Raw genomic sequence first — 26,934 nt, forward strand, 5'->3', positions numbered from 1 at the left:
TCGCCCCTTGCAGGGGGGTGGGCCGTCGACTTGCACGGTTCCTGTGGACGGCTGAGCCGCCACGGGCACACACTTCGGTGGGTGTGCCTGGCGCTCCTTGGGGGGTAACGAGGCTGTTCCCACCGCCATGTGCCGCCGTGCGTGCGCATGCGGGCACTGGTCGGGCGCCGCGGCCCCGCACGGCGGGCACGACCGTGCGCCCGTTCGCTGCCCGGACGGCCCGATGCGGGACGCAGGAGCCGCGGCAGCGGGCAACCGGAGCCTTGTATTCAGCCAAGGGCAGGCGCAACGCGCCCCATAACGGGCGAGGACCGCGCCCCTCCGCCGGGAGAAACTGGGCGATGACGGGGCGGTTCGGATGCGTTTCTCACGTGGCTGCGGTTCTCGGGGAGAGCGCTCCCGGCCGGTGCACCGGGCCGACGCCCCGGGCTCTTAGCACGGCGGCCGGTCGAGTGACTCAGGAACACCCGAGCGGATCTCGTTCAGCCACAAGCACCCGCGCAGGCCCGCTCCTCCGGCACCGCAGGGCGGTCCCGCGCCACGCAGAGAGGACCGGATGTCGCAGTGAAGCCGACCAGCCTTGACTCCCGTGCCGAAGCGTCCGAGCCGACCGGACCCGCGCCGATCGGCGCACTGGGTTCGCTCTCCGTGCGCAGCGAAGGCCGCCCTCTGGAGCTGGGGCCGCCACGCCAACGCGCGGTCCTCGCCCTGCTCCTGATCGGCGCGGGCAGTGTGGTGTCGGTCGACTCGATCATCTCCCGCATCTGGGGCGACGCCCCGCCCGCGACCGCCAACGCGACCCTGCAGTCGTACGTGTCGCGGCTGCGCAAACTCCTTGCCGACTGCCTCCTGCCCGACGGGTCGAGGCCCCAACTGCACTACCAGCAACCGGGGTACGCGCTGGTCATCGATCCCGAGCACGTCGACGTCCACCGCTTCGAGGGAGCCGTACGGACAGGCAGCCGGCTGGCGCAGAAGGGGAGTGCCGACGAGGCCCACGCCGTGCTGGGCGCGGCCCTGGACACCTGGGTCGGAGCGCCCTACGAGGAGCTGAGCGCCTACGACTTCGCCGTGCAGGAGGCCGCCAGGCTCGAACAACTGCGGCTCAGCGCCGTCGAGTCGTGGGCCCAGTGCGCGCTGCGCCTCGGCCGGGAGGAGAACGTGCTGCACCCCCTGGCGATCGAGGCGAAGCGCAACCCGCTGCGCGAGCGGCTCACCGGCCTGTACATGCACGCCCAGTACCGGCTCGGCCGCCAGGCGGACGCCCTGCGGACGTACGAGGAGACGCGTCAGGCCCTCGCCGAGGAGATCGGCGCGGACCCCGGCAGGGAGCTGGCGGCGCTGCACGCGGCGATCCTGCGACAGGACTGCGCCCTGGAGCGCGCGCCCGAGTTGGCCGACCGGGGCACCGGGGACGAGGCGCGGTGCGGCCCTGCCCCGGCCTTCGAAGGACCGTCCCACCCGGTGACCGCGGCCGGATCCGGACGAATCACGATCCGCGCGCCCCGGCTCCCCACCGCGCGCGACCTCGACGCGGGATCGCCGCGCCGGGCGGACGGCGCCCCACCCGTGTTCGTCGGCCGTGACGAGGAGTTGCGGGCCCTCGTCGACTCCGCCACGGGCGCGTTCCACACGTCGGGGCGGGTGGCGTTCCTCGTCGGTGAGGCGGGCATCGGCAAGACGCGGCTGGTGTCCGAGCTCGCCCGGACGGTCACGGAGAGCGCGCACACCGTCTGGGCGTCCTGTTCGGAGAGCGAGGACAAGCCGGACTACTGGCCATGGACGACACTCCTGCGCCGGCTGACCGCGCTCTGGCCCGACCGGGTGTGCCGATTACCCGACTGGGTGCGGCACAGCCTCGCGCACCTGCTCCCCGAGATGTGCTCGGACATCTGCGAGCCGCCCCGCCACGGGACGAGCGCGCGGCCGGTGTCGGCGCCGCTCTCCAGGGACGCCCGGTTCACGCTGCACGACGCGGTGTGCCAGGCGCTGCTGCGCACCGTCCGGGAGCCGACGGTCCTGGTCGTGGAGGACGTGGACCGGGCCGACGCGCCGTCGCTCGCCCTGCTGCGGCTTTTCGTGGAGCAACTGCGGAACGCCCCCGCCCTCCTCGTGGTCACCACCCGTACCTTCCAGCTCGCCCACGACGCCGAACTGCGACGGGCCGCGGCCGTGATCCTCCAGTCGCTGGACGCACGCCGGATCCTGCTCGAACCGCTGGACCTCGCGGCGACCGGGACGCTCGCGTCAAGGACGCTGGGGGAGAGCCCCGAACCCCGCCTCCTGGAAAGGCTGCACCGGCGTACCGCGGGCAATCCCTACTTCCTCGGCTACCTGCTGCACGCCGGGCAGCAGGGGCTCGCCGTCGATCCGGACGCCGCGATCCCGCACGAACTCGCCGGGGTCGTCCTGGAACGCCTGTCGGGCCTGCCGTCCGGGATCCGCCGGGTTCTCGAACTGTGCGCCGTCATGGAGGACGGCTGCGAACGACACGCCGTCGAGGCGATGCTGCGACACGAAGGCATCCCCACGGACGCGCTTCCCACGGCGCTGCACGGCGGGTTGTTGACGCCCGACCCCGACGGAGCCGACCGGCTGCGGTTCGTCCATCCGCTGGTGCGGGAGGCGGTCCTGCACGCCCTGGAGAGCACCCGTACGGCGTCGCCCGCCGGGGCGGCATGAGAGCGGCGTTCCCCGTTCCGTGACGTTTCCTGTGTCGCCGCGCCTCCCGTTGCGCGCCGTCCCTCGTTCAAGGGAGTTCCAGCGAACGGCGCAGCGGTCGGCAAGCGGGGCGTGTCACGGTGGCCGGGCAGGCGCCGGGAGGGCCTGTACCGGCGATTCGGGAAGGGAACCCAGGTCCGATGCACGCCTCTTCTCCGCAAGGTTTCCTCGTCCACCACGGCCGCGCGGGCATCAAGGAGACATCCCCGGACTTCACCGTGATCGCCTCCGAGGTGCCCGCGGTCGCGAGCGCGGTGTTCACCCGCTCACGTTTCGCCGGACCCAGCGTCCTGCTCAGCAGGGAAGCGGTCGCGGACCGGAGCGCGCGGGGCGTCGTCGTCCTCTCCGGGAACGCCAACGTCGCCACGGGTGCGGAGGGCCGCCGTGACGCCGAGGAGATCCGCCGCCGGGTGGCCGAGGCGATCGGGGCCGACGAGAACGACGTACTGATCGCCTCCACGGGCCTGATCGGCCACCGCTACCCCATGCCCCTCCTGCGCGCTCATGTCGCCTCGCTGCGCTGGCCGTTCCCCGGTGCCGATTTCGACGCGGCGGCGACGGCCATCATGACGACCGACACCCACCCCAAGATCCGCAGGGCGCGGTGCGGTGACGCGAGGCTGGTCGGCATCGCCAAGGGGGTGGGCATGATGGAGCCGGACATGGCGACGCTGCTCACGTTCTTCTGCACCGACGCCGCGGTGGGCCCCGTCGTCCTCGATGACGTCTTCCGGCGCGTGATGGACCGCACGTTCAACGCGTTGAGCATCGACACCGACACGTCCACCAGCGACACGGCGGCCGTCTTCGCCAGCGGTCTCGCGGGCCACGTCGACCTCGTGGAGTTCGAAAGGGCCCTGGGCGCACTCGCGTTGGACCTGGTCAAGGACATCGCCAGGGACGGCGAGGGCGCCACCAAGCTCCTCGAGGTGCGGGTGACGGGGGCCAGGGACGTCGCCCAGGCCAAGCGTGTGGCCAAGGCCGTGGTCAACTCCCCGTTGGTGAAGACCGCCGTGCACGGCGCCGATCCGAACTGGGGACGGGTCGCCATGGCGGTCGGCAAGTGCCAGGACGACCTGGACATCGTCCCCGAGCGCGTCACGATCAGCTTCGGCGCCCAGGAGGTGTACCCGGGGACGCCGGGCCCCAAGGAGCTGGAGCGCGTCGCGGAACACCTCAAGAACGCCGAGGTCGCGCTCCAGGTCGACCTCGGCGTCCGCCCGTACTCCACCGCTGAGTTCACGGCTTACGGCTGCGACCTCACCGAGGGGTACGTGCGGCTGAACGCCGACTACTCGACCTGAACCGCGGGACCGGTGACGTGATGACGTACGGCTCCCGTTCCGAGGGATCACACGAGGGCTCCGGGTGCGGTGCGGATCACCGCGGACCCGCAGCGGACCTCCGTACGGTGCTGGGGCGCTGTCCCACCGGTGTCGCCCTGATCACCGCACCTGCCCCGAGGCCGGGCGCGGACCCGCTCGGAATGGTCGTCGGCACCTTCACCTCGGTCTCCCTCGATCCACCCCTGGTGGGCTTCCTGCCCGCGCGCACCTCGACGACCTGGCCGCTGATCAGGGCCGGGGGCCGGTTCTGCGGCAACGTGCTGAGCGCGGGGCAGCGCGGTGTGTGCGAGGCGTTCGTCACGAAGTCGCCGCACCGCTGGGACCTTCCCCACCGCTGGTCGCCCTCGGGCTGCCCCCTCCTGCTCGACGCCGTCGCCTGGGTCGACTGCGCGACGTACGCGCAGTCCGACGCGGGCGACCACTGGTTCGTCACGGGCTCGGTGCGAGCGCTGGGCACCGGTCACCAGGGCCCGCCGCTGGTCTTCCTGGGCGGCCGCTACGGCACGTACGCGCCGCAATCCGGCCATCGGGACCAGACGCCGGGACCGATGACCGCCTGACCGGCCCGACGCGTCGCCCCCTGACCGGTCCGGCCCCGGCACCGTGAATCCAACGCTTTCGGCCACCTTCCGACCTGCAGTCCCGGCCACCGCAACGTCGATGCGGCGGCCGGAATGACACCTGTCCCCGACGGCCATGTGAACCGCCCGGCCGTCAGCCCCGTAGGGGTCTGGCGTGGAGGCAACGCACGGCCGAACCGCCTGAACGGGCGCGTGCCCGGCTGAAGTTGACAGGGTCGAAGGTGGCATGGGGGAGGGCTACACATGGGGGAGTCAGTCATGGGTCGGGCGGTCGCCGCGGAGGGCGAGGACCGGCGCCGCCGCATTGTGATCAGCGCCCGGCGGGCGGGATCCGTAGACGTCACGGCGATCGCCGCCGACCTCGGGGTGTCCAAGGAGACGGTGCGGCGGGACCTGAGCACACTGGAACGGCGCGGCCTGGTGCGGCGCACGCACGGGGGCGCGTACCCGGTGGAGAGCACGAGCTTCGAGACCACGCTGGCGTTCCGCACCGGAATGCACGCCGCGGAGAAGGCACGCATCGCCACGGCCGCCGCGGAACTCCTGAGAGACGCCGAGACGGTCTTCATCGACGAGGGCTACACCCCGCAGCTGATCGCGGAGGCGCTGCCCGACGACCGCCCGCTGATCGTGATCACCGCCTCGCTCGCCACTGCCCAAGTCCTGGCGACCCGGCCCCGGTTCACCGTGCTGCTGCTCGGCGGCCGGGTGCGTGGCCGCACGATGGCGACCGTCGACCGCTGGGCGGCGCAGATGCTTTCCGAGTTCGTCATCGACCTGGCGTACGTGGGAGCCAACGGCATCTCCCGCGAGCACGGCCTGACCACTCCCGACCCGACGGTCAGCGAGGTCAAACGGCAGGCCGTGCGCTCCTCGCGCCGCCGCGTCTTCTCCGGGGAGTACTCCAAGTTCGGCGCGGTGAGCTTCTGCCGGTTCGCCGACGCGCGCGCCTTCGACACGATCGTCACCGACACCCGCCTCCCGCGGAGCGAGGCCCGACGGTACGCACTGCTCGGCCCCGAGGTGCTGCGGGTGTGACGGTGCCGCCGTGTGCCGGTGTGGCGGCGGGCCGAGGCGCTGTCGAACCTGGCGGGGCGTGACAGCGCCGCCCTGGCTCGGGCGTCGGCGCCTGGTCGGTGGATCGGTTGGGGGGGCGGTGACTGACTCGGCTCGCTGAGTCAACTCACCGGTGATTCCCCGTCGTTCGTGCACGGATCCAGTCGCGGACCGCCGACGCCGTCGACTCCGCATGTTCCCGCATCATCGTCAGATGGTCACCGGGCACGTCCACGACCTCGTGAGCGGACGGCCAGGACGTCCGCCAGGATTCGGCTTCCGCGGCGGCCGCCATCGCGGGGGTGGGGAGGGACGCGCGGACGAGGAGGGTGGGGGTGGTGATCGGCTCGGGCTCCCAGTCGAGGAGGATCCGGTGGTAGGCGCCCATCGCGGCCAGGACACTGTCGCCGTCCCCCGACACGTTCCCCCACAGGTCCCCGGATCGCGTGGGCGGGGCGGCCAGGGAGAGCAGCCAGTCCGTGCCGTTGTTGTCCGGCGTGATGTGGTACGTGTCGAGCAGCACCAGTCCCGCCGGTGCCCGGCCCGTGTTCTCCAGGTGCTGGGCCACCAGGTGCGCCACGTTCCCGCCCGCCGACCGCCCCACGATCACGAAGGGCCCGTTCCCCGCGTACCGCAGCACGCTCTCGGCCTGCGTACGCGCCAGCGCCGCGCGGTCCTCCGGCACGGCCCTCTCCGTGCTCGCGCTCGCACCGAGCCCAGGGTACGGGAACTCCAGGACGTCGAGGTCGTCGTGGAACGCGCCGTGGAAGCGGGGGAAGTCGCCGGCGCCCGGCGGCGCGAACGACGGCTGGAACGCCGGGAAGTAGACGACGGTCGGTCCGTCGGTGCCCGGGCGGCCGTGGGAGCGGCGGATCGGGGGCAGGGCGTGCTCGGCGCTCTGGACGGCAGTGAAGGAGGGCACTGCCCAGGACGCGGTGACGAGCAGATGCATCGCCGCCACCGGCTGCCCTGCCGCGCTGACCGCACGGAAGAGCGAGGAGAGGGTGTACGCGGGCTGTTCGACCGAGTGGACCTCCTCGGCGGCTGTAGCCGCACCGGCGGTCGTATCGGCGTCCGCCTCGTCCTCCAGAAGGCCGAGCAGATGGTGTGCAAGGCCGTCGGCCGTCCGGTGTTCGAACACCACCGCCACCGGCAGCCTGACCGTGAGCGCCATGCTCAGCCGGTTGCGGATCTGCACGGCCGTCAGGGAGTCGAATCCGAGCTCGCCGAGCGACTTGCCTTCCGGGAGCGCGTCGGCGCCGGGGTATCCGAGCACCGAGGCCACATCGGCCCGCAGCAACTCCGCGAGCGCCGACTCCCGCGCCTCGACGGGCAGTTGGTTGAGCCTTTTCCGCCAGGCTCCCGGCGCCTCGGCATTCCGGTCGGAGTCGGAGGCCGTCGCGGCGGCCGTCGGCCGGTTCCGGCGTACGAGTCCGCGCAACAACGGCGGGACGAGCCCGGCAGATGACCGCAGCGCACCCCGGTCGAGCAGGATCGGCGCGAGCACCGGCTCCGTGGAGCGCAGCGCGGCATCGAACAGGGCGAGGCCCTGCCGCGTGGACAGCGGAACGAGCACATCACGTGCCTGTGGGCGCTGTCGGGAGGGCCCGGAATCGGGGAGGGAGGCGGTGGCGTCCGGCGCCGCCCCCATGCCGTCGGCGTGCTCCCACGGGCCCCACGCCAGCGACACCGTCGGCAGCCCCTCGGCGGTGCGGCGCCGGGCGAGGGCGTCGAGGAACGCGTTCGCGGCGGCGTAGTTGCCCTGGCCCGCCGGGCCGAGCAGACCGGAAACGGAGGAGAACACGACGAACGCCGAGAGCCCCATGTCCCGGGTCAGTTCATGCAGGTTCCAGGCGGCGTCGGCCTTCGGCCGGAGTACCGCGGCCATCCGCTCGGGAGTCAGCGACTCCAGCACACCGTCGTCGAGCACACCGGCGGCGTGCACCACACCGGTCAGCGGCGGTTCGCAGCGCTTGATCGCCTCGGCCAGCGCCGCGCGGTCGGCCGCGTCGCAGGCCACGATGTCGACCTGCGCCCCCAACCGCGTGAGATCGCCGCGCAGTTCATCGGCACCGGGCGCCCGCGGCCCCCGGCGTCCGGTCAGCAGCAAGTGTCGTACGCCGTGTGCGGTGACGAGGTGGCGTGCCAGCTCCGCGCCGAGCGCGCCGGTGCCGCCGGTGATCAGTACCGTGCCGTCCGGGTCGAAGACGGTCGCCTCTCCCTCGGTCGTGTCGCCGACCAGGCCAAGCCGAGGGACCGTCACCCGCCCCTCCCGTACGCGTAGTTGGGGTTCACCGGTGGCGACCGCATCCGGCACCAGACTCAGTGACTCCGGCCGCCCGTCCACATCCACCAGGACGACGCGGCCCGGCAGCTCCGACTGGGCCACGCGTACCAGTCCCCAGACCGCCGCACCCGCCAGGTCGGGGACGGGGGCGGTGGCGTCGCGCGTCACCACCACGAGTCGCGTGCCCGCCGTGTCCGGATCGCCCTGCCAGTCCCGCAGCGTCTCGAGGACCGTATCGGTCATTTCGTGTACGTCGGTCAGCGGATCGGAGTCCGTGCGGCCGGTGTCGGAGTCCGTCGCGCGGGCGACGGCCGCGACGACGATGAACTGGGGGTCTTTGCCGCAGGGCAGATACCCGGCGAGGCCCAGCCGGTCGCGCCCGCGCACCACCCACGTGTGACCCGCCGACCCGGTCGACGGCTCAGGGAATGCGGCATCCGCCCACTCGGGGCGCAGGAGAGCGTGTCGTACGACGTCGTCCGTCGAGTCGGTCTGCGCGGTGGGCGGGAGTTCCCTGGTGGTCAGGGAGTCCACACGGGCCACGATTCGGCCGTGCGGGTCGGCGAGGGTGAGCGAGGCCGTGTCCGTGCCGGTACGAGTCACCCGGACGCGCAGCTCCGTGGCTCCGGAGGCGTGCAGACTGACGCCGCTCCAGGCGAACGGCACCCTGAGCGCGGCCAGTTCGGCGGGTGCGGCGAGCAGGGGTGCGTGCAGCGCGGCGTCTAACAGCGCCGGGTGCAGCCCGAAGCGATCGGCGTCCGAGGTGTGCGACGCGGGCAGGCGGACCTCCGCGAGGACGTCGTCGCCGCACCGCCAGACCGTGTCGACGCCCTGGAACGCGGGCCCGTAGGCGAGCCCGGCGTCGGCGAGGACGGCGTACGCGTCGGTGAGATCCACGGCCTCGGCCGCCTGGGGCGGCCACGGGGTCAGGCCCTCGTGCCGCGCGCCGTCCTGCGCCGCGCGGCTGCGCACCAGTTGCCCGGAGACGTTCCGGGTCCATGGCGTGTCCTCGGTGGATTCCTCCGGCCGGGTGTAGAGGTCGACCGGCCGCCGACCCGCGTCGTCAGGACCGCCCACCACGACCTGGACGCAGACCGCCGAGGCGTCGGGCAGAGCGAGGGGGCGCAGGATCACGAGGTCGTCGACCGTTCCCCGGTCCACCGCGTCCCCCGCCCGTACCGCCATCTCCACGAACACCGTGGCCGGGACGATCACCCGCCCGGCCACGACGTGGTCGGCGAGCCACGGGTGGGTCGGAAGGGACAGCAAGCCCGACAGGACGGTTCGTGCCGTACCAGGGACCGGGAAGGCGGGACCCAGCAGCGGCGGGGCGTCGGCGGCGGTGGTTCGCGGCGCGTCCAGCCAGTACCGCTGTCGCTGGAAGGGGTACGTCGGCAGGTCCACATGCCGTGCGTCGGAACTCGCGTACACCGAGGCCCAGTCGACGGCCGCCCCGGCCACATGCAGTCGTGACACGGCCGAGAGGAGGGTCTCCGGTTCGTGCTCGCCGCCCCGGGTGGCGACGGCGAGGACGGAGCCGCCGTCGGACGCGGGCGTGGCCAGGCAGTCGGTCCCCGCCGCGGTGAGGACCGGGCCGGGGCCCAGCTCCAGGTAGGCCGAGACCCCGTCGTCCGCGAGTGTGCGCACGGCGTCGGCGAAGCGCACGGGCCGACGGGCGTGCCGCACCCAGTACTCGGGTGAGCACAGCTCGGCGGCGTCGGCGGGACGGCCCGTCACCGTGGAGACGATCGGGATGCGCGGCAGGTGGAAGGTCACCTCGCGTGCGACGCGCAGGAAATCGTCGAGCATCGGCTCGACCAGGGGCGAGTGGAAGGCATGACTCACCCGCAGTCGTACGGCCCTTCGGCCCCGCGCCTCGAAGGCGGTGGCCACGGCGAGCACCGCGCCCGCCGCGCCCGAGACGACCACCGAACGCGGCCCGTTGACGGACGCGATCGCCACCTGATCGTCCTCCAACTCGGCGATCGCGAACCGGACTTCGTCCTCTGGCGCGTCCAGCGCCACCATCGCGCCGCCGTCGGGCAGGCCCTGCATCAGACGGCCGCGGGCGGCCACGAGCCTCGCCGCGTCGGGCAGATCGAGCACCCCGGCGACATGTGCGGCCGCCAACTCACCGACGGAGTGCCCCACCAGGTGATCAGCGCGCACGCCCCACGACTCGACCAGCCGGAACAGCGCCACCTCGAAGGCGAACAGTCCGGCCTGAGCGAAGTCCGTGCGGTCCACGAGCGTCGCGTCCGGCGACCCGGGCTCCGCGGCGAGCACCGAACTCAGAGGGTGGGGGAGATGGTCGTCCAGGTGGCGGCAGACCTCGTCGAAGGCTTCGGCGAAGACGGGGAAGGCGGCGCGGAGTTCGGCGCCCATCCGGGGGCGCTGGGCGCCCTGCCCGGTGAACAGGAGAGCGGTGCGGAGCTGCGGTGCCGCAAGGCCGCGTACGACTCCCGGTGCGTCCCTGCCCTCCGCGAGCGCGCCGAGCGCGTCAAGCATCCGGGTCGGATCGTCGTCGGCGGGCACCAGCGCCCGATGAGCGAGCGCGGAGCGCGACACCGTCAGCGAGCGGGCGACATCGGCGGTCAATACGCGTGTCCCGTCCGCTACATGGGATGCGAGCCGTCGCGCCTGGGCGCGCAGGGCGGGTGCGTCGGCGGCGGAGAGCAGCCACGGCGCGGACCACGTGGAGGAGGCCCTACGAGGGATCTCCGCCCGGTCGTCCGGCGCCTCCTCCAGAATCACGTGCGCGTTGGTCCCGCCGATCCCGAACGCCGAGACCCCCGCGCGCCGCGGCCGACCCGGTTCCGGCCACGGCCGCGCGGCCGTCAGAAGCTCCACCCGGCCCGACGGCCAGTCCACATGAGGCGTGGGGGAGTCGGCGTGCAGCGTCCTGGGCAGCTCGCCGTGCCGCATGGCCTGCACCATCTTGATGACACCCGCGACCCCGGCGGCCGCCTGCGTGTGCCCGAGGTTGGACTTGACGGAGCCGAGCCACAGCGGCCGCTCGCGGCCTTGACCGTACGTGGCCAGGATCGCCTGTGCCTCGATCGGGTCGCCGAGACGGGTGCCGGTCCCGTGGGCCTCCACCGCGTCCACGTCGGCGGCGCGCAGCCCCGCGTCCGCGAGGGCCCGCGTGATCAACCGCCGCTGCGCGGGGCCGTGCGGCGCGGTGAGGCCGTTGGACGCGCCGTCGGAATTGACGGCGGAGCCGCGCAGCACGGCCAGGACCTGACGGCCGTTGCGCCGCGCGTCGGAGAGCCGTTCCAGGAGGACGAGCCCCACGCCCTCGGCCCAGGCCGTGCCGTCGGCGTGGGCCGAGAACGATTTGCAGCGCCCGTCGGGAGCGAGGCCGCGCTGGCGGCTGAAGGCGAGGAAGGGGTGGGGCGTCGCCATGACGGTGACGCCGCCCGCGAGGGCCAGCGAGCACTCGCCCGAGCGCAGGGCGCCCGCCGCCAAGTGCAGCGCCACCAGCGAGGACGAGCAGGCGGTGTCGAGCGTGATCGCGGGACCGCGCAGCCCGTACACGTACGAGATCCGCCCGGAGGTCACACTGCCCGCGGAGCCGAGACCCAGCTGCGCCTCCAGCTCGTGGCGGCGCGTGAAGCGGGACGCGTAGTCGGTGTACATCTGGCCGACGAACACCCCGGTGTCGCTCTCGCGCAGCGACGCCGGATCGATCCCGGCCCGCTCCCACACCTCCCAGGACGTCTCCAGGAGCAACCGCTGCTGCGGGTCCGTCGCGAGTGCCTCGCGCGGCGAGATCCCGAAGAGACCCGCGTCGAACTCCGCGGCGCGGTGCAGGAATCCGCCGTGTCGCGTGTACGACGTGCCGATCCGGTCGGGATCGGGGTCGTACAGGGCGGCCAGGTCCCAGCCGCGGTCGGTGGGGAACTCCGAGATGGCGTCCCGGCCGTGCGTCACCAACTCCCACAAGTCCTCGGGTGAGTTCACGTCACCGGGATACCGGCAGCCCATGGCGACGATCACGACGGGATCGTCGTCCACCTCGGACCGGCCCTGTCCGCCGGACGCCCGCGGCCGCCGCTCCGTCGGCTCGTCCGCGAAGAGCGTGGCGAGCAGGTGGCGGGCCGCCTCGGCCGGTGTCGGGTGGTCGAAGACGAGCGTCGACGGCAGCCTCAGGCCGGTCAGCGCGCCGAGCCGGTCCACCAGCTCGACCGCGCCCAGGGACGTCATGCCGAGATCGGCGAACGGGCTGTCAGCGTCGGGCAGTTCCTCCTGCTCGAAGCCGCAGACCTCGGCCGTGCAGGTCAGGACCGTCTCGCGCAGCGCACGCTCCCGCTCGTCGCGGGGGAGGGCGAGGAGCCGCTCGTGCGGGGAGGCGCCGGCCGAGGGGGCCGGGGCGGGGACGACGAGGCGGTGCCGGGCGATCTTGCCGGACGCGGTGCGCGGGACGGCGTCGATCTCGTGGATCCCAGTCGGCACCTTGTAGTCGGCCAGCAGGGCCCGGCACTCGGCGAGGACCCGACGCGCGTCGAGCCCGTCGGGACCGGGCACGACGAACGCGACCGGCACCTCGCCGAGCACCTCGTGCGGCAGCCCCACGACTACGGCGTCGGACACGCCAGGGCACTCCGTCAGGACCTGCTCGATCTCCGTGGGGTGGATGTTCTCGCCGCCACGGATGATCAGCTCGCTGAGCCTGCCGGTGAGCAGGAGATGGCCGTGTTCCCCGATGCGGCCGAGGTCACCGGTGCGGTACCAGCCCTCCCGCAGGGCGGCAGCCGTCGCCTCGGGCCGCTCGTGGTACTTCGTCATCAGGCTCGGCCCGCGCACCCACACCTCGCCCTCGGCTCCGTCCGGGACGTAGGTGAGGCTGTCCGGTGCGACGACGCGTACGTCCATGCCGGGCACGGGCGGACCGCTGGAGCCCTCGACCCTGGCCCCCTCGGGGCGATTCGCCGTGATCACGCCGCAGGTCTCCGTGCTGCCGTACACGTCGAGCAGCGGAGCCCCCAAGGCGGCCTCCACCGCCTCGTGCAGCGCGGGACCGCTCGGCGCGCCCGCCACCACGCACATCCGTAACGCCCGCGGCCTGGCGCCCGCCGACTCGACCAGCCGGTGATACGTGGCGGGCACACCGGCCATCATCGTGAACGGTCCACCCAGCGCCTCGTCCGCCGTGAGCAATTCCTGCCGCAGTCCGCCCGACGACAGCGGATCGCCGACGAGCCCGGCGCTCGCGCCCACGGCCGTCACACCCATGATCGCCATCGAGTGGCTGAAGCTGTGGAACAGCGGAAGCGGCCAGCACACCCGGTCCTCGGGCGAGAGGCCGAAGAGCGGCGCGTAACAGGCGGCCACCGACCACAGTGCGGCCCGCTGCGTGGACAGGACGCCCTTGGGCCGGTGGGTGGTGCCCGAGGTGTAGAGCATCCAGGCGGGTTCGTCGAGGCCGAGCCGGTCGATCTCCGCGGACCGCTCGCCCGCTGCCGCGTGCTCGAAGAGCCGGGCGCCGTCCGGGACCGGCCCGGCTCCGGTGACCAAGGCGCCCAGGTGGCCGAACGGCGCGTGGAGGCCGCGCAGTTGGGCTAGGTGTGCGGCGTCCGTGATGACGAAGGCGGCGCCGCTGTCCTGAAGGAAGTGGGTCAGCTCGGCGTCGGACGAGCGCGGATTGAGCGGTACGCCGACCATTCCGGCCCGCACGACGGCGAAGCAACTCTCCACGGCCTCGACGCAGTTGCCTAGGAGGATCGCGACGCGATCGCCACGGCGGAGACCCGTCCCGGTGAGGTGGGCGGCGAGGGCGCGGGTGCGGCGCTCCAGCTCGGCGTAGGTGACGCGGCGCGAGGAGTCCGCGTAGGCGATCCGTCCGGCCGCCCGCTCGGCGTGCTCCTTCAACAGCTCGGGCACCGGTCGGATCAGCTCGTGACGCGTCATGATTCCCCGCTCTCCAAAACCCTTGCTCTGTAACGATGTTGAGCCTACGTGGGCGAGCGTCGGACGCGATGCGGGCCTGACGTGGACGACTGGACCGGACCTGTCGTGGACCGGACCAGACGCCGACCTGATGTCGGCGCGCGCAGGATGGAGGAAGGTAGGTGGGGAGAGGGAGGGGGACACGCATGGCCGGTCCCGATGCCCGAGCGCTGCCGGTGCATCCCGCTGATCTCGCGCTGATCGACGAGGCGGTCGAGCACGTCAGGACCGCCCGAACCGGTGACGTGGTGAGACGGCTCATGCCCGGTCTTGCCGCCGCCGAGCGGGCGGCCCTGGTCCGGCACTGCGCACTCACGCACGCCGCCGTCCTCGTCTCCGCCCCTTCGGTGGAGACGCTGTGCGCCACCTTGCGGGACCGTGGCCTGGACGCGGGGAAGGCGGTGCCGAGCGTGATCGTGCGGCGTCGGCTCGCCGAACGGTACGGGCGCACGCCGGAGGGCCTGCGCGTGGACATCGTCCGGGTGCCGGTGCCCGGACCCGTTTCCGTACCCGCGGTGGCCCCGGCCGAGCGAGCGGTGGAGATCTTCGTCCTGGAAGCGCCGCCGGGCGCGGGGCTCGACGCGGTGGCCGTACGCGAGCGGGCCGCGCGGCACGAGTCGCACCTCGCGCTGGAGGTGACCGAGCCCGACGACGTGATCATGGCCGGACTCCGTACGACCCTGGTCGAACGCGGGGCGATGGTTCCCGACGGCGGCGGCTACAACGCCCGCGAGGACGCCACCGCGCTCTACTTCCGCACCGGGACGGGCGCCTCGACGGCGAGCGGGGCCGAGCGTCTCGAACTGCACGCCCGAGGCGACCACCGGCAGGCGCTCACCGCGCATCTGGCGGCAGCTGCGGGCCAGGACCCGGCGCGGCGGCTCCTTGAGCTGTGCACCGGAGCCTGGACGACCCAGGCGCTCGCCACCGCCGTACGCCTCGGGCTGCCCGACGCGCTGCCGACCGGCGCCGAACCCGCCGTGGACGCGGCCGAACTGGCGGCGCGGACCGGCACGGACCGCGACGGAACCGGACGGCTCCTGCGGTACCTGGCGAGCCTCGACGTCGTCGCGGCGGACGGCGACCGGTACCGGCTCGGCCCGCTCGGAAGCGTGCTGCGATCGGACGCCCCGCACTCCATGGCGCCACTCGCGGAACTCTACGGAGGCCCCTTCTACGCCTCCTTCGGAGAACTCGACCACGCCGTGCGCACCGGCGAAGAGGCGTTCAAGTACCTGTACGGCGAGAGTCACTTCACGCTCTTCGCCGCGCGTCCGGAACTGGACGTGCTCTTCCAGCGGACGATGGCCGCGAGCGCCGCGATGTTCGGACCCGTCGCGGCGGCGGTGGCCGCGTCCGGCGCGCGGCTGGTCGTCGACGTCGGCGGGTGCGACGGTGAACTGCTGGCGCGGGTACTGGCGGCAGGGCCGGATCTGCGCGGAGTGCTGCTGGAGCGGGAGCACGTCCTGGACTCGGCACGCGCGCGACTGACGGAGGCGGGAGTCGTCGACCGCTGCACCCTGGTGGCGGGCGACTTCACCGAGTCGGTCCCGCCCGGCGGCGACGTCTACCTGCTCTCACGGATCCTGCACGACTGGGACGACGACGCCTGCCTGCGGATCCTGCGCCGCTGCGCCGACGCCATGCCCCAGGGCGCCGAACTCCTCATCGTGGAAAGGCTGTTGCCACAGGACGGACGGCCCTCCCTGGCCACCGCGTGGGACCTGCACATGCTGTGCAACGTGGGCGGCAGGGAGCGCACCGAGGAGCACTACGGGCGGTTGCTCGCCGAGTCAGGACTCGGCCTCTGCTCGGTCGCGCCGCTGCCCCTGGACGGATTCCTGCTGCGGGCGCGCAAGGCCGGTGGGGCGAGCGCGGCCCTCTGAGCGCCAGTCACGCACGGGGGAGCGCGAACATCGGCGTGGCGTCCGCGTCGTACGGCAGCGTGGACAGCACGTCGGCGTAGCTCCGGTCGAGCGCCTGCCGCTGCCGCGCGGTGTGCGGGCCCTCGGGGCGTGCGGCCAGGTGTGCCACGCGTTGCTCGTGCGCCTCGGTGATCTCCGCGGCGGTCGTCTGCCAGGCGTCGTCGGCCGGTAGGCGGACCAGTTCCACGCACGGCGGCGGCGCGCCCTCCGCCAGCGCGGCCGCCGCCCGGTCGTGGCCGTCGAGCAGCAGCCAGCCGTCCAGGAACGACACCCACCACAAGAGGACCGGGGCGAGGGTGCCCTGGCGAGCGTGCTTGCGGTAGGACTTCACCCGTGGGGCGTCCGGCGCCAGGAGCGGGCGCAGCGGCAGGACACCGTGCCAGCCGCCCCCGCAGAGCAGGTCGAGGCTCGCATCCGGCCAGTCCCTGACGAGATCGCAGTCCCAGATGCCGGGCGCGAAAACCGTACGCGGGGTCAGCCGCCAGCGGCCACGGTGCAGCGGTCCGAGCTCCGTTTCCTCCAACCACCGGGCGTACCGGTGAGGCCAGTTCGCCCCGGAGCGCATCGACGCGGCGGACGGCGGCGGCAGCGGGGAGCGGTGCCCCGACAGACGGCGCAGCCGCAGTTCTCGGCAGCAGCCCTCGCCTTCGGACCTCGCCAGGACGAGCGGCCTCTCGCCCTGGCGCAGAACCCACCGGCGCTCGCTCTCCCGCTCGAAGCGCAGCGCGGGCACGTCCGGCACCCCCTCGGGCACGGCCAGGACGACTCCGCCGCCCGGCAGGGGTTCTCTCGTCGCCCTGGTGATGCCCGTCCGGTTCATGAGGGGCAGTGTCGACGCGACGCGCCGTCCACGGCAACTCGACGAACCGGCGAGCGGGCCCCGGTCCCGCTCAGGCGATCATGCCCCCGTCGACCGGCAGCACCGTCCCCGTCACGTAGGAAGCACGGTCGCTCAGGAGCCAGGCGGCGGCCTGGGCGATCTCCTCGGGGTCGGCGGCGCGGCCCAGCGGGGTCCGGGAGTTGAGGTGGTCGATGGTGCCGGGGGACTTCTCGTCCCACGCGTGCAGCATCTCGGTGAGTGTGGTGCCGGGGGCGATGGCGTTGACGCGGATGTCCTCGGGGCCGTACGTGGCGGCCGCCGACGCGGTGAGGCTGTTCACCGCGCGCTTCGTCGCGCCGTACGCGGGCAGCTGGGGGTTGGCCATCAGACCGCCGATGCTGGAGGTGTTGACGATGGCGCCCTGCTTCGCGGTCGCCCGGATTGCGGCGATCTCGGCGTTCATGGCCAGCCACGGGCCCTTGAGGTTGACGGCGTAGACGTGGTCGAAATCGGCCTCGGAGAGCTCGTCCATCGGGCCGGGCTCCTGGGCCGTGGCGCCGTTGTTGAAGGCGACGTCGAGACGGCCGTACACCTCCACGCAGCGGTCGACCGCCGCCCGGACGCTCGCCGCGTCCGACAGGTCGCACACCACGTGGTCCGCGACGCCGCCCGCCGCCCCGATCTCCTCGGTCACCGCCTTGAGCTGCTGCTCCGTGCGTGCCGCGAGGAGCACCTTGGCGCCCTCCCGGGCGAAGAGCCGCGCCGCCGCGGCGCCGATGCCGCGACCGGCACCGGTGATGAAGGCGACCTTGCCGTCGAGCAGACCGAGGGAGGGATGGGAGGCGGTGGCGGTGTTCGGGGTGTTGTTGTCCATGCCGATGAGCCTGGTCCGGACCGCCCCGCTCATCCAGGCACCGTCAGTACCTGGCTGAGCACCTAGGCGATCATGGACACTGGTCGGGTGGATCGACGAGTACGACAAGAGCTCGGTCACTTCCTGCGCAGCAGGCGTGAACGCATCACCCCCGCCGACGTGGGGCTGCCCGCGGGGGCGCGCCGCCGCACCCCCGGCCTGCGCCGCGAGGAAGTGGCGCAGCTCGCGTTCATCTCGACCGAGTACTACGCGCGCCTCGAGCAGGCCCGCGCCCCGCACCCGTCGAGCGAGGTCCTCGCACAGGTCGCCCGCGCGCTGCGCCTCTCGGACGCCGAACGCGACCACCTCCACCACCTCGCGGGTGCCCCGCCCGCCCCGCCGCCCGGGCCCTCCCGTGAGGTGCGGCAGAGCATCGTCGACCTGCTGGAGCGACTCCCCGAGGCCGCGGCGGTCGTCCTCTCGGCGACGTACGAGGTCATCGCCTGGAACCCGCTGGCCGCCGCCCTGATGGAGGACTTCTCCGCCCTGGAGCGCCGGGACCGCAACCTCATCAGGCGCGCCTTCCTCGGCCCGCACGGGGACGGCCGGCGCCTCTACGGCGTCTCGGACGCGGACGAATTCGCCAGGACCGCGGCCCAGGCGCTGCGCACCGCCGCCGTCCGTTACCCCCACGACGCGGAGGTGACCGGCCTGGTCGCCGAACTGCGGGCGGGGAGCGCGGAGTTCGACCAGTTGTGGGACGCCCATGACGTGACCGACCGGCCCACCCTGTGCAAGACCTTCGCGCACCCCTTGGTCGGCGACGTCACCGTCCGCTGCGACGTCCTGGACATCGCCGACCAGGACCAGCGGGTCGTGATCTACACCGCGGTCCCGGGCTCACCGTCGGAGGAGGCCCTGCGCCTGCTGTCCGTCGTGGGGACGCAGCGCATGGACGTACCGGCCTGACCTGCGGGGCGAGTCCTTGAGCCGCGCGGCCGAGCCCCTGGGCGGCACGGGTCGTGACGGTGACGTCACGACCCGCGCCGGGGCCCGGGAAACACCTCCGGGCTACCTCACTTCCCGACCTTGCAGACCGCCGACGCGCTCTTGCCCGGGTCGCTCTCGGAGCGGGCGGTCAGCGTGACCTTGCCGTGCCGGTCGGCCTTCTGCCCGGCGCTGACGGCGACCTCCACCTCGGCCGAGCCGCGGGCCTTCGCCGTGGCGAGCCGACTGGGGAGCCAGACGGACCAGCCGCGCCCCGAGACCTTGGCCGAAAGGCGGTAGACGTCGGAGGACAGGTACCGGTCCAGGTTCTCGGGGTCGTCCGGGTTCTGGGCCCCGGGGCGTCCGGTGTTGGTGAGGTCGAAGGTGCACACGGCCCGGCGTCCGGGGTCGCCCTCGGCCTCGCCGCGGCCGAGCTTCACGCCGCGGAGCTGCTGCCCCGCGCCGTCCAGCGACTTCACGGCGATGGTGTACGAGAGCACTCCGGAGCGGCCGCGATGGATGTCGAGGACGTAGAAGTGCAGCCGGTTGGCCTTGTCGACGTACTCGTACGCGCTGCCCGAATCGGCCCCCGCGTGCAGCAGCGCGTCGCTGAGCTGCCGGTAGTCGCCCATGGTGATCTTCTGGAGGGTTCCGTCGGGGCGCTTGAAGTCGACCATGTCGATGTCCTCGGGATGCGCGTCGACCACCCAGGCGAACGGGGCCCGGTCCTGGTTCTTGGTCTTGGAGAGCAGCACCCCGTGATCGGGCGTGAAGGAGTCCATGCCCATCCGGTCGACGACCTCGACGGTGTAGTTGTTGTAGCCGCCGCCGTCGCACAGGGGATCGGCCGACGGATCGCAGGCGGGCGAGAGGTCCCGGTTCATGGAGACGTTGACCCCGCTGAGCCCCTTGTCGCCGGGCGGTGCGGAGCGCGCGGTGACCCGGGCGACCACGGTCCCCGCGTCCTTGAGGGCGTCGCGGTCCAGGCGCAGCACGTTCTTCTCGTCGACGATGCCGAGCTTCAGCTTGTCGCGCAGCACGTGCTGGGAGCCCATCGAGGCACCGTTGGCCGCGGGTATCTGCCAGCGGGTGTGCGGCCCGCCGGGACCGTTGAACGAGCCGCGCGAGAGCATGCTCCAGATCCCGGTGTAGGCCCGGCGCAGCGGGGTGCCGTACGGGTTGTTGTAGTTGTCGCCGATGCCCAGGATGTGGCTGAGCTCATGGGCGTACACGGCCATTCCGGAGCTCTCGGCCTGGGTGGACGAGCCCTCCGAGGCGTTGGGCCAGATGCGGGCCGCGGCCGCCCAGGAAGTCCACGGCACGTAACGGGTGCTGGCGGCGTTGCCACCGGAGGCGATGGGCGCGGGCGGCCCCCACGCGGTCGGCACGCCCTGTGGGCCGGTGAACTTCATCTGGCCGAACTCCTGCCAGACGGACGACTCGTCCTGCCCGGCGGTGAGGAAGAAGACGAAGTCGTACTTCCCGGTCTCGCCGCCGCCGACGTCGGCCGTCCAGGCGGCCTTGCCGTCGGCGCGGATGTCCTTGCCGCAGGTGCTGCCCTGCGGGCACGCGCCGGGGTTCATGCCGGGCTCGATGCCGTACTGGAAGGACTTGAACGGCATGCGGTAGACGCCGAACGAGGTCAGGTCGACCCCGATGCGGCCTCCGGAGTCCTCCATCCAGTACTCGTTGATGGTGTGACCGCGATTGAGGGCGCCCGGCTTGTTGAGGAAGTCCCGGTAGAAGGCGGGTAGTTGCGCGCGGGGGACGTTCGACGCGCTGGGCTGCGGGTTGCCGAAGAGGGAGGAGCCGGCCGGTTTGCTGACCGTGAACTCCTCGTCGGGGTAGTCCAGGAGGACCAGGGCGCCCTTGAAGGTGCGCCGGGTGGGCTCGAGTTCGGGATCGGCCCAGTCGGTGCCGGGGACGGAGCGGTAGTCCGCCCACGTCATGTCGTCGGGGTTCTGCCAGCGCTGCGGATCGGTCGGCTGGACGAGCGGCGGCCGGTGCGGCCGGTCGGCGGCGCGCGGATTCGCCTGGGCGGGGCCCGCGGCGACGGCGGCGGCGAGGAGTCCGAGCAGCGCGGCGACGAGCGTCCACCCGCGGACTCGGGAGCGGGTGCGGGTCCGGGGTCCAGTGGTGCGGTGCGTTCGCGTACGACGGAGGAACAAGGCTCACCTCATGTGTGGAGGATGTGTCTTGCCTGGAGGTTGTGGGCCAGAACATGACAAGCCGTTCGAGCCGTACCCTCCGCCGAAGCTCGTGGGGTGTCAACGCACTTTTGGGACGGTTGCGACGTGGGGTTGCCGAAATGTGCCGCCGGGCCGCAGGAGGCGCCCCCCCCGCCCAGGGAAGGAGGAGTCGCCTCCGCGGCCTCGTACGGCCGCCCGGCAGGGTGCGCGCTCAGGCGTCCCGGCACTCCACGTGGCCCCAGCCGTGCGCGTTCTTCGCGATCTTCTCACCGGCGGCGTAGGGCTTCTGGCAGTGGCAGCGGCCGGGGAACTTGGCCTTGATCGTGGCGCTCGACGACGACTTCTTCGCGCGCCCGGCCGAGCCCGCGCCGGCGCGGGAGGTCCGGGCCGTGCGGGCGCCGGGGGAGGCCGTCATGCGCTCGGGCCGGGGCTCGGGGATCGTCAGCGCGCCGTGGGCGGTGCCCGCGGGCTCCTGCGACGTAGCGGCGTCGCTGGCCGCGACGTCGGCGATGGCGTTGAGGGGGTCGCCGTCCACCTGGTGCGCCGCCACGTGCTGGAAGGTCACCGCGCGGTTCTGCAGGAGGGCGTCGATGCGGACGACGAGTTCCTTGTTGGCGACCGGCTTCTTCGCCGCGGTCAGCCACCCGTTCCGCTTCCAGGACGCGATCCACTTGGTGACCGCGTTCATCGCGTACTGGCTGTCCATGCGGACCTCCAGCGGGACCGCGGGATCCGTGGCCTCCAACAGCTCCGCCAGCGCGGTCAGCTCCGCCACGTTGTTCGTCGAGTGGCCCAGCGGACCGGCCTCCCAGCGCTGCGGCGTACCGTCGGAGTCGGCGACGACCCAGGCCCATGCGGCAGGCCCCGGGTTCTTCTTGGCCGCTCCGTCGCAGGCGGCAATGATCAAGTCGGACATCCCCCGATGATTTCATCCGGCGGAGGGTGCTCGGGACGGACGCGGCGACTGCCCTTCCGGTCGGACGAGCCTGCCCGGAAGTCTCCTGACGCGCTGCGCGCCTTCTCCTAACGTTGCCGGGTGAGCCTTTGGACCTCCCTGGAACCTTCCTCTACGACCGTCGACCCCGGTGACACCACCACGGTGCGGCTACGGGTGCGCAACACCGGTGACGTCGTCGACGCGTACCGCATCGACCCGGTCGGCGAACTCGCCCCATGGACCACGGTGGAACCCGCGGAGCTGCGGCTCTACCCAGGGACGATCGGCACGGTGGAGCTGAGATGCACACCACCGCGTACGCCGGACGTCACCGCGGGCCCGCACCCGTACGCCGTGCGGATCACGCCGACGGAACACCGGGGGGCCGCCACCGTCGCCGAGGGGACGATCAACGTCACCCCCTTCACCGAGGTGCGCGCCGAACTGGTGCCGCAGGTGGTCAGCGGATGGTTCCGGGGCAAGCCGCAGCTCGCGGTGGACAACCTCGGCAACACCCCGGTCACCGCGTCGCTCACCGGCGGCGACACCGGTGACCAGCTGTCGTACGACATCGAGCCGGGCAACGTCCAGATCGAGCCGGGCCGGGCCGCGTTCGTCCGCACGACACTGCGGCCCCAGCAGATCATCTGGCTCGGGGCCAAGCAGAAGCAGCCCTACGCGGTGTCCGTGCGGCGCTCCGGCACCGAGCCGATCGACGTGAACGGCACCTTCGTGCAGCGCGGCGTCCTGCCGGGCTGGCTGGCCGTCATCGTCGCCCTTCTCCTCGCCGCGACGATCGCGTTCGTCACCATCTGGCTGAGCCACCGGCCGCAGTTGCAGACCGCGGCGCGGGAGCTGCCGCAGCAGGCGGGCAAGCTCAAGCCGGACGGCGAGGCCCCGCCGCCCAGCAAACCGGCGCCCACGCCCGAGGAGAAGGAGAAGGAGAAGGAGGACGACTCCGACAAGGGCGGCGAGGAGAAGCCCGGAGGCGGCGGAGGCGGCGGCGGGGGAGACGAGAAGCCCAAGGAGGAGAAGCGCACGGCGGCCACCGCGGTGCGTGAACTCGCCTCCCGCAGCGAGGGCCGCCACATCTGCTACCGCGCCTTCGTCCAGGGCAAAGGCTGGCAGGACCCCGTCTGCGACGGGGCCGAGGCGGGCACGACCGGCAAGGGCACGCCCATCAAGGCGCTGAACATCGCGACCTCCGGCACGGGCGGTGTCACCGGGGCCGGCGCGTACGTGGTCGAAGGCTGGCGCGACGGCGACAAGTGGCAGCAGGCGGACGACGCGACGGACATGGTCATCGGCAGCACCGAGGAGTCGGACCCCGTGCTGCAGGGCCACACCCTCAAGGTCGTCGACGGATCCGTGTGCCTCGACGCCCATCTGCAGGGCGGGGAGTGGCTGGAGCAGACGTGCACCGACGCCGGGAACTGGAAGTACGGCGGCAGCCCCATGGAGCAGAACATCCCGCTGGAGGCGGTGCGTTTCACCGTCTGAGGCCCACACCCGTCGGGCTTCCCGCCCGTCAGGATCCCCGCCCGTCCCCGTGATCAGATGAAACCCTCGCGCAGGGCGTACGCCACCACGTGCGCCCTGTTGCGCAGGTGCAGCCGGGTGGTGAGGCCGTACATCACGTTCTTGACGGTGCGTTCGGAGTACGACAGCTTCAGGGCGATCTCCGAGTTGTCGAAGCCGTCGGCCACCAGGCGCACCACGTCCACCTCGCGCTTGGTGAAGCTCACCAGGAACCCGGGCTGATCGGCGCTGTCGTTCTGGAGGCGCCGCACCTGGGAGATGAGCTGGGCCAGCAGGTCCGCGGGCAGGTCACCGCCTCCCTTGGCGGCGGTGAGCACCGCCCGTACCAGGCGCTGGGCGGTCGCCTCGTGGCGCCAGACGATGGCGCCGACACCGCACTCGACGACGTCGAGGAGCTCGTGCTCGCGGACGGTTCCCGCGACGAGCACCGCGCGCGAGCCCTCGCTGCGCACGGCGCGCCTGAGCCGGGTGAGCGCGGCCTCGTCGATGGTGTCCTCGATGAACAGGGCGACGGTGGCGGGGCCGGAGTTCTTGCACAGCTCCACCTCCGGATGGCGGCGCAGCTGGCTGAGGACCCCCTCATGGGTGATCGGGTCGGGGGCGGTGACGGCGACCCGCACCCGGTGCGCGGTCGGTACGTGGGCCGCTGCGGGCGCCGCGGGTGCGGTGGCGGCGGAGTTCTCGGTGGGTGCCGGGACTGCGCAGGCCGGGGGCGAGCTGGGCAAGGGAGCTTCCTTTCGGGATCCGGCCGGGGGCCGTGCGCCGCCGGTCCCGCGGGACCGGCGGCGCACGGTGGTGATCAGGAGCAGGACGTGAAGAAGTGCTTCCAGCCATCGGTGGGCATGGCCGGCGGCTCGGCCGGGGTACCGGTCTCGCCGTACTTCTGGTCCAGGTCGTAGTCGAACTTGCCCGGGCCGCTGTTCGCCTTGGACAGACGGACGGACCGCTCCCAGACCCCGTCACCCGCGTTGGTGAGGATCGCGAGGTCCGGGTAGGCGTCGCCGCCGTAGTTGGCGACGCGGAGCTGCTTGACCTCGCTGCTGTCGCCGATGTCCAGCTTCCGGGCGGAGGCGGAGCTCAGGTCGGCGCGCTTGAGCGGTCCCGGCCGGTACTGGGCGACGCGAGCGGAGTTGGGGTCGTCCACGCCGGACGGCTTGACGATGTTGACGACGAGGTCCAGCTTGCCGTCCTTCTGGAAGTCGGCGACCGCGGCGCTCGTGATCTCGCCCGACCTCGTGCCGACCAGGTCGCGAACGGCCTTCTTGGCGCCGAACGAGCCGTCCGCCGCGCCCCACTGGACCGTCATCTTGGTGCCGGTGTGGCCGGGGTTCGAGATCTTGTCGGGGCGGCCGTCACCGTCGAGGTCACCGACCAGCGTGGTGGCGTCGGCCAGGCACGGGGCCGCTGCCCGCGCGGCCTTGCCGGACCGTCCCGCGTCGTCCGAGGCCGAAGAGCCGGCCGCACTGGCCTGGTACCCGGCGACGGTCAGGGTCAGGGCGACGGCCGCGACCGGCGCGGCGATCAGCCGTGAGCGCTTGCTGAGCATGTACGAACTCCAATGTCGATACTGCTGGATTGTGCTGCGCGACCGGTTCCTCACCACGCCTCGAACGGGGGTGACATCCCTGAGGACGTGGGGCGTGGGGATCTCCCGGATGAGCACTCCTCAACCCTGCGGCGCGAGGTGTTCCGATGGCCAGGAATCCCGGGCAGGTGGGGACACTGGAACGCGAAAACGGCCCCTGACCAGGGCGAATGGGAGATGCCTGGGACGCGGCGGTGGGACGCCGCTCTTCTCGGGGCCCGGCGCGGACCGACGGCACGGGGTCGGCCCGCCGCGCGACCACCTGATCGTCGGACGGCCGCGCGGCGGGCTCAAGGGCCGCGGCGGCAGGAAGGAGGACATCGAGGGGGACGTTGCGGCCATCACGGCTCACGTCCGCCCCTACGAGAATCCGAGCGCCGGGTCGACGCCCACCAGTTCACAGCTCGCGGCCCACAGGCGGGCGGCGACGTCCGGGTCGGTCATGTGGGCGCGGGCGGGCTCGAGGCGTGGTGCGCCGCGCAGGCCGAAGACCCGCGGCCCCCACAACTGCCCGCCCCGCACCTCCGGGTCCAGGACGGCGCGTACGACGGGGCGTGCCCCGGCCTCCTTGCCCTGCACCATGAGCCCGGCGGGCAGGGCGCGCAGCCGTGCGCCGCCGGTGGTCACGTGGACCGGCGGGCGGGAGGGGGTGAGGGAGTCGAGCGCGCCACCGGGATGCGCCACCACACTGAGCACCGTGCTGCCCGTGGCACGCAGGCGGCGATCGAGTGCGAAGCCGAAGGACATCTGGGCCAGTTTCGAACGGCCGTAGGTGCGCCCCGGCCGATAGTCACGGGCCGACTGCAGATCGTCCAGGTCCAGCCGCTCGGAGCGGGCCGCGAAGCTGCCCACCGTCACGACGCGGCCCGCCGGGGCCGCCGACAGCAGAGGGGCGAGCCAGTGGGTGAGGGCGAAGTGGCCGAGGTGGTTGGTGCCGAACATCAGCTCGTGGCCGTCCTGGGTCTCCCGGCGCGGCGGATCGTCGAGCGCGACGCCCGCGTTGTGGACCACCGCGTCGAGACGGTCGAGGTTCAGCCTGTCCGCGGCGTATGTCAGGGAGGACAGGTCGGCGAGGTCCAGGGGAAGGCGACGCAACCGAGCGCCGGGCACGCGTGAGCGGATCGAGGCCATGGCGGCGTCGGCCTTCGTGGCGTCCCTGCTGCCGAGTACGACGACGGCACCGGTGGCGGCGAGCTGCTCCGCGACGAAGTAGCCGATCCCGGCGTTGCCCCCGGTGATGAGGAAGACCTTGCCCTCGGCGGACGGCAGCAGGTGCACGTTCCACGGCCTGCTCGGGGATGCGGATGACACGACGGAGGGCTCCTCGCACTCGGGGCGGCGTGCTCCCCGGGAAGCGCGTTCACGGGGAGCACCGACCCGTCCAAGGTCTCAACCGCCGCCGACAGGCCACCGACAGGTCATGCCCGTCGCCGACAGCTCTCCGACGGCACGGGTGGATACGCGCCGCGGCGAACCCCGCTCCCCGGTGCGGAACCGGCTGGCGTCACGCGGCGGAGTGCCGCTCCGCACCGCGCGAGATCCACTCCGCGACGTCCTCGGCCACCTCGGCGGGCCCGCGCCCGGTGGTGGTGAACGCGCGGTCCACCATGCCCCGGAGCTCCGCCGCGTCCTCGATCGCGTCCTGCACCTCGTCGGACTCCCAGCCGCGAGCGGCGAGGCGAGCGCGGCGGTCCTCGTCGGCGCAGTCGAGCCGCGCCCAGGCGACGGACGGCGGGTCGGCGACGCCCACGGCCGCGCTCGCCCACTCGTCGGGGGAGAGGGGACACAGGACCAGCACGGGTCGGCCCGCCCGGAGCATCATCGCCGCGATCTTCACCCAGAGCCTGTTGTAGTCGGGCCACACGGAGCTCGCCGAGGGCGAGGTGATGTCGATACCCAGCAAGCGCCCGTCGGCCTCCGGCAGTTCGTCGAAGTCGACGGTGCCGAACGGGTAGGGCCTCAAGTGGTCCAGGAGCGTGGTCTTTCCGGCACCGGGGGCGCCGGTGATGACGTGCAGTGTGGACAAACCCGCCCTTGCCTTCCTGGGCACGCGCTCATGCTCGTGTCTCGTGCCGACGTCCCGACCGACACGCGTCACCCTACCGGCGCGGTGTGACCACAGGACGTACGGAACTGCCGGAGCACGGCCCCCTTGGGAG

General features: G+C 72.7%; 16 protein-coding genes. 7 read left to right on the forward strand and 9 right to left on the reverse strand.

Going from position 1 to position 26,934, the window contains the following annotated elements:
* The first annotated feature begins 564 nt into the window (after nucleotides 1-564).
* The 4 genes from KY5_RS40555 to KY5_RS40570 all read left to right on the forward strand — a co-directional run bounded on the left by KY5_RS40555 (nucleotide 565) and on the right by KY5_RS40570 (nucleotide 5,686).
* On the forward strand, nucleotides 565-2,682 hold the full coding sequence (locus tag KY5_RS40555; protein WP_098246872.1) for an AfsR/SARP family transcriptional regulator: 2,118 nt from the start codon (nucleotides 565-567) through the stop codon (nucleotides 2,680-2,682).
* A 179-nt stretch (nucleotides 2,683-2,861) separates the two neighbouring features.
* Complete coding sequence (argJ, locus tag KY5_RS40560) at nucleotides 2,862-4,025, forward strand: bifunctional glutamate N-acetyltransferase/amino-acid acetyltransferase ArgJ (RefSeq protein WP_098246873.1); 1,164 nt, start codon at nucleotides 2,862-2,864, stop codon at nucleotides 4,023-4,025.
* Between the two features lie 107 nt (nucleotides 4,026-4,132).
* Nucleotides 4,133-4,627: a flavin reductase family protein gene (locus KY5_RS40565; protein WP_234363116.1), complete on the forward strand. Its 495-nt coding sequence runs from the start codon at nucleotides 4,133-4,135 to the stop codon at nucleotides 4,625-4,627.
* A 279-nt stretch (nucleotides 4,628-4,906) separates the two neighbouring features.
* On the forward strand, nucleotides 4,907-5,686 hold the full coding sequence (locus tag KY5_RS40570; RefSeq protein ID WP_199843476.1) for a DeoR/GlpR family DNA-binding transcription regulator: 780 nt from the start codon (nucleotides 4,907-4,909) through the stop codon (nucleotides 5,684-5,686).
* Between the two features lie 145 nt (nucleotides 5,687-5,831).
* Here the strand turns inward: KY5_RS40570 and KY5_RS40575 are convergent, their stop codons facing one another.
* Nucleotides 5,832-13,901: a type I polyketide synthase gene (locus KY5_RS40575; protein ID WP_098246876.1), complete on the reverse strand. Its 8,070-nt coding sequence runs from the start codon at nucleotides 13,899-13,901 to the stop codon at nucleotides 5,832-5,834.
* Nucleotides 13,902-14,086: 185 nt separating this feature from the next.
* On the opposite strand from KY5_RS40575, the gene KY5_RS40580 reads away from it, so the two are divergent.
* Nucleotides 14,087-15,826, forward strand: coding sequence for a methyltransferase (locus KY5_RS40580; RefSeq protein WP_098246877.1), 1,740 nt, complete (start codon nucleotides 14,087-14,089; stop codon nucleotides 15,824-15,826).
* A gap of 7 nt (nucleotides 15,827-15,833) precedes the next feature.
* Here KY5_RS40580 and KY5_RS40585 read toward each other — a convergent pair whose 3' ends face one another.
* The gene (locus tag KY5_RS40585; protein WP_098246878.1) at nucleotides 15,834-16,685 is read right to left on the reverse strand and encodes a hypothetical protein; all 852 of its coding nucleotides are present in this window, start codon (nucleotides 16,683-16,685) and stop codon (nucleotides 15,834-15,836) included.
* Nucleotides 16,686-16,755: 70 nt separating this feature from the next.
* Nucleotides 16,756-17,592 (reverse strand): SDR family NAD(P)-dependent oxidoreductase, encoded by an 837-nt coding sequence (locus KY5_RS40590; RefSeq protein ID WP_098246879.1) that lies wholly within the window; start codon nucleotides 17,590-17,592, stop codon nucleotides 16,756-16,758.
* Between the two features lie 39 nt (nucleotides 17,593-17,631).
* Between KY5_RS40590 and KY5_RS40595 the strand changes: the two genes are divergently transcribed.
* Entirely contained in the window at nucleotides 17,632-18,507 is an 876-nt protein-coding gene (locus KY5_RS40595) for a helix-turn-helix transcriptional regulator (protein WP_418952857.1), read from the forward strand.
* 107 nt (nucleotides 18,508-18,614) lie between these two features.
* Here KY5_RS40595 and KY5_RS40600 read toward each other — a convergent pair whose 3' ends face one another.
* Together KY5_RS40600 and KY5_RS40605 are read right to left on the reverse strand one after the other, a co-directional pair.
* A complete protein-coding gene (locus KY5_RS40600; RefSeq protein WP_199843478.1) occupies nucleotides 18,615-20,693 on the reverse strand; it encodes a M6 family metalloprotease domain-containing protein in 2,079 nt (692 codons plus the stop codon).
* A gap of 232 nt (nucleotides 20,694-20,925) precedes the next feature.
* Entirely contained in the window at nucleotides 20,926-21,630 is a 705-nt protein-coding gene (locus tag KY5_RS40605; protein WP_199843480.1) for a ribonuclease H family protein, read from the reverse strand.
* 120 nt (nucleotides 21,631-21,750) lie between these two features.
* Between KY5_RS40605 and KY5_RS40610 the strand changes: the two genes are divergently transcribed.
* Nucleotides 21,751-23,151: a hydrolase gene (locus KY5_RS40610; protein ID WP_098246881.1), complete on the forward strand. Its 1,401-nt coding sequence runs from the start codon at nucleotides 21,751-21,753 to the stop codon at nucleotides 23,149-23,151.
* A gap of 53 nt (nucleotides 23,152-23,204) precedes the next feature.
* Here the strand turns inward: KY5_RS40610 and KY5_RS40615 are convergent, their stop codons facing one another.
* The 4 genes from KY5_RS40615 to KY5_RS40630 all read right to left on the reverse strand — a co-directional run bounded on the left by KY5_RS40615 (nucleotide 23,205) and on the right by KY5_RS40630 (nucleotide 26,825).
* Complete coding sequence (locus KY5_RS40615; protein ID WP_098246882.1) at nucleotides 23,205-23,915, reverse strand: helix-turn-helix transcriptional regulator; 711 nt, start codon at nucleotides 23,913-23,915, stop codon at nucleotides 23,205-23,207.
* Nucleotides 23,916-23,989: 74 nt separating this feature from the next.
* Nucleotides 23,990-24,736 (reverse strand): FG-GAP repeat domain-containing protein, encoded by a 747-nt coding sequence (locus KY5_RS40620; protein WP_098246883.1) that lies wholly within the window; start codon nucleotides 24,734-24,736, stop codon nucleotides 23,990-23,992.
* 399 nt (nucleotides 24,737-25,135) lie between these two features.
* Nucleotides 25,136-26,086 (reverse strand): SDR family NAD(P)-dependent oxidoreductase, encoded by a 951-nt coding sequence (locus tag KY5_RS40625; protein WP_098246884.1) that lies wholly within the window; start codon nucleotides 26,084-26,086, stop codon nucleotides 25,136-25,138.
* A gap of 193 nt (nucleotides 26,087-26,279) precedes the next feature.
* Entirely contained in the window at nucleotides 26,280-26,825 is a 546-nt protein-coding gene (locus tag KY5_RS40630; protein ID WP_159072730.1) for an AAA family ATPase, read from the reverse strand.
* Nucleotides 26,826-26,934 lie beyond the last annotated feature (109 nt).

It is taken from the genome of Streptomyces formicae (genome assembly GCF_002556545.1).
Classification (GTDB): domain Bacteria; phylum Actinomycetota; class Actinomycetes; order Streptomycetales; family Streptomycetaceae; genus Streptomyces; species Streptomyces formicae_A.

Coding starts and splice junctions, on each gene's coding strand:
- KY5_RS40605 (WP_199843480.1), bottom strand. CDS start 21,630: ATGTCCGACTTGATCATTGCCGCCTGCGACGGAGCGGCCAAGAAGAAC.
- KY5_RS40585 (WP_098246878.1), bottom strand. CDS start 16,685: ATGAACCGGACGGGCATCACCAGGGCGACGAGAGAACCCCTGCCGGGC.
- KY5_RS40580 (WP_098246877.1), top strand. CDS start 14,087: ATGGCCGGTCCCGATGCCCGAGCGCTGCCGGTGCATCCCGCTGATCTC.
- KY5_RS40590 (WP_098246879.1), bottom strand. CDS start 17,592: ATGAGCGGGGCGGTCCGGACCAGGCTCATCGGCATGGACAACAACACC.
- argJ (WP_098246873.1), top strand. CDS start 2,862: ATGCACGCCTCTTCTCCGCAAGGTTTCCTCGTCCACCACGGCCGCGCG.
- KY5_RS40570 (WP_199843476.1), top strand. CDS start 4,907: ATGGGTCGGGCGGTCGCCGCGGAGGGCGAGGACCGGCGCCGCCGCATT.
- KY5_RS40575 (WP_098246876.1), bottom strand. CDS start 13,901: ATGACGCGTCACGAGCTGATCCGACCGGTGCCCGAGCTGTTGAAGGAG.
- KY5_RS40595 (WP_418952857.1), top strand. CDS start 17,632: ATGGACACTGGTCGGGTGGATCGACGAGTACGACAAGAGCTCGGTCAC.
- KY5_RS40620 (WP_098246883.1), bottom strand. CDS start 24,736: ATGCTCAGCAAGCGCTCACGGCTGATCGCCGCGCCGGTCGCGGCCGTC.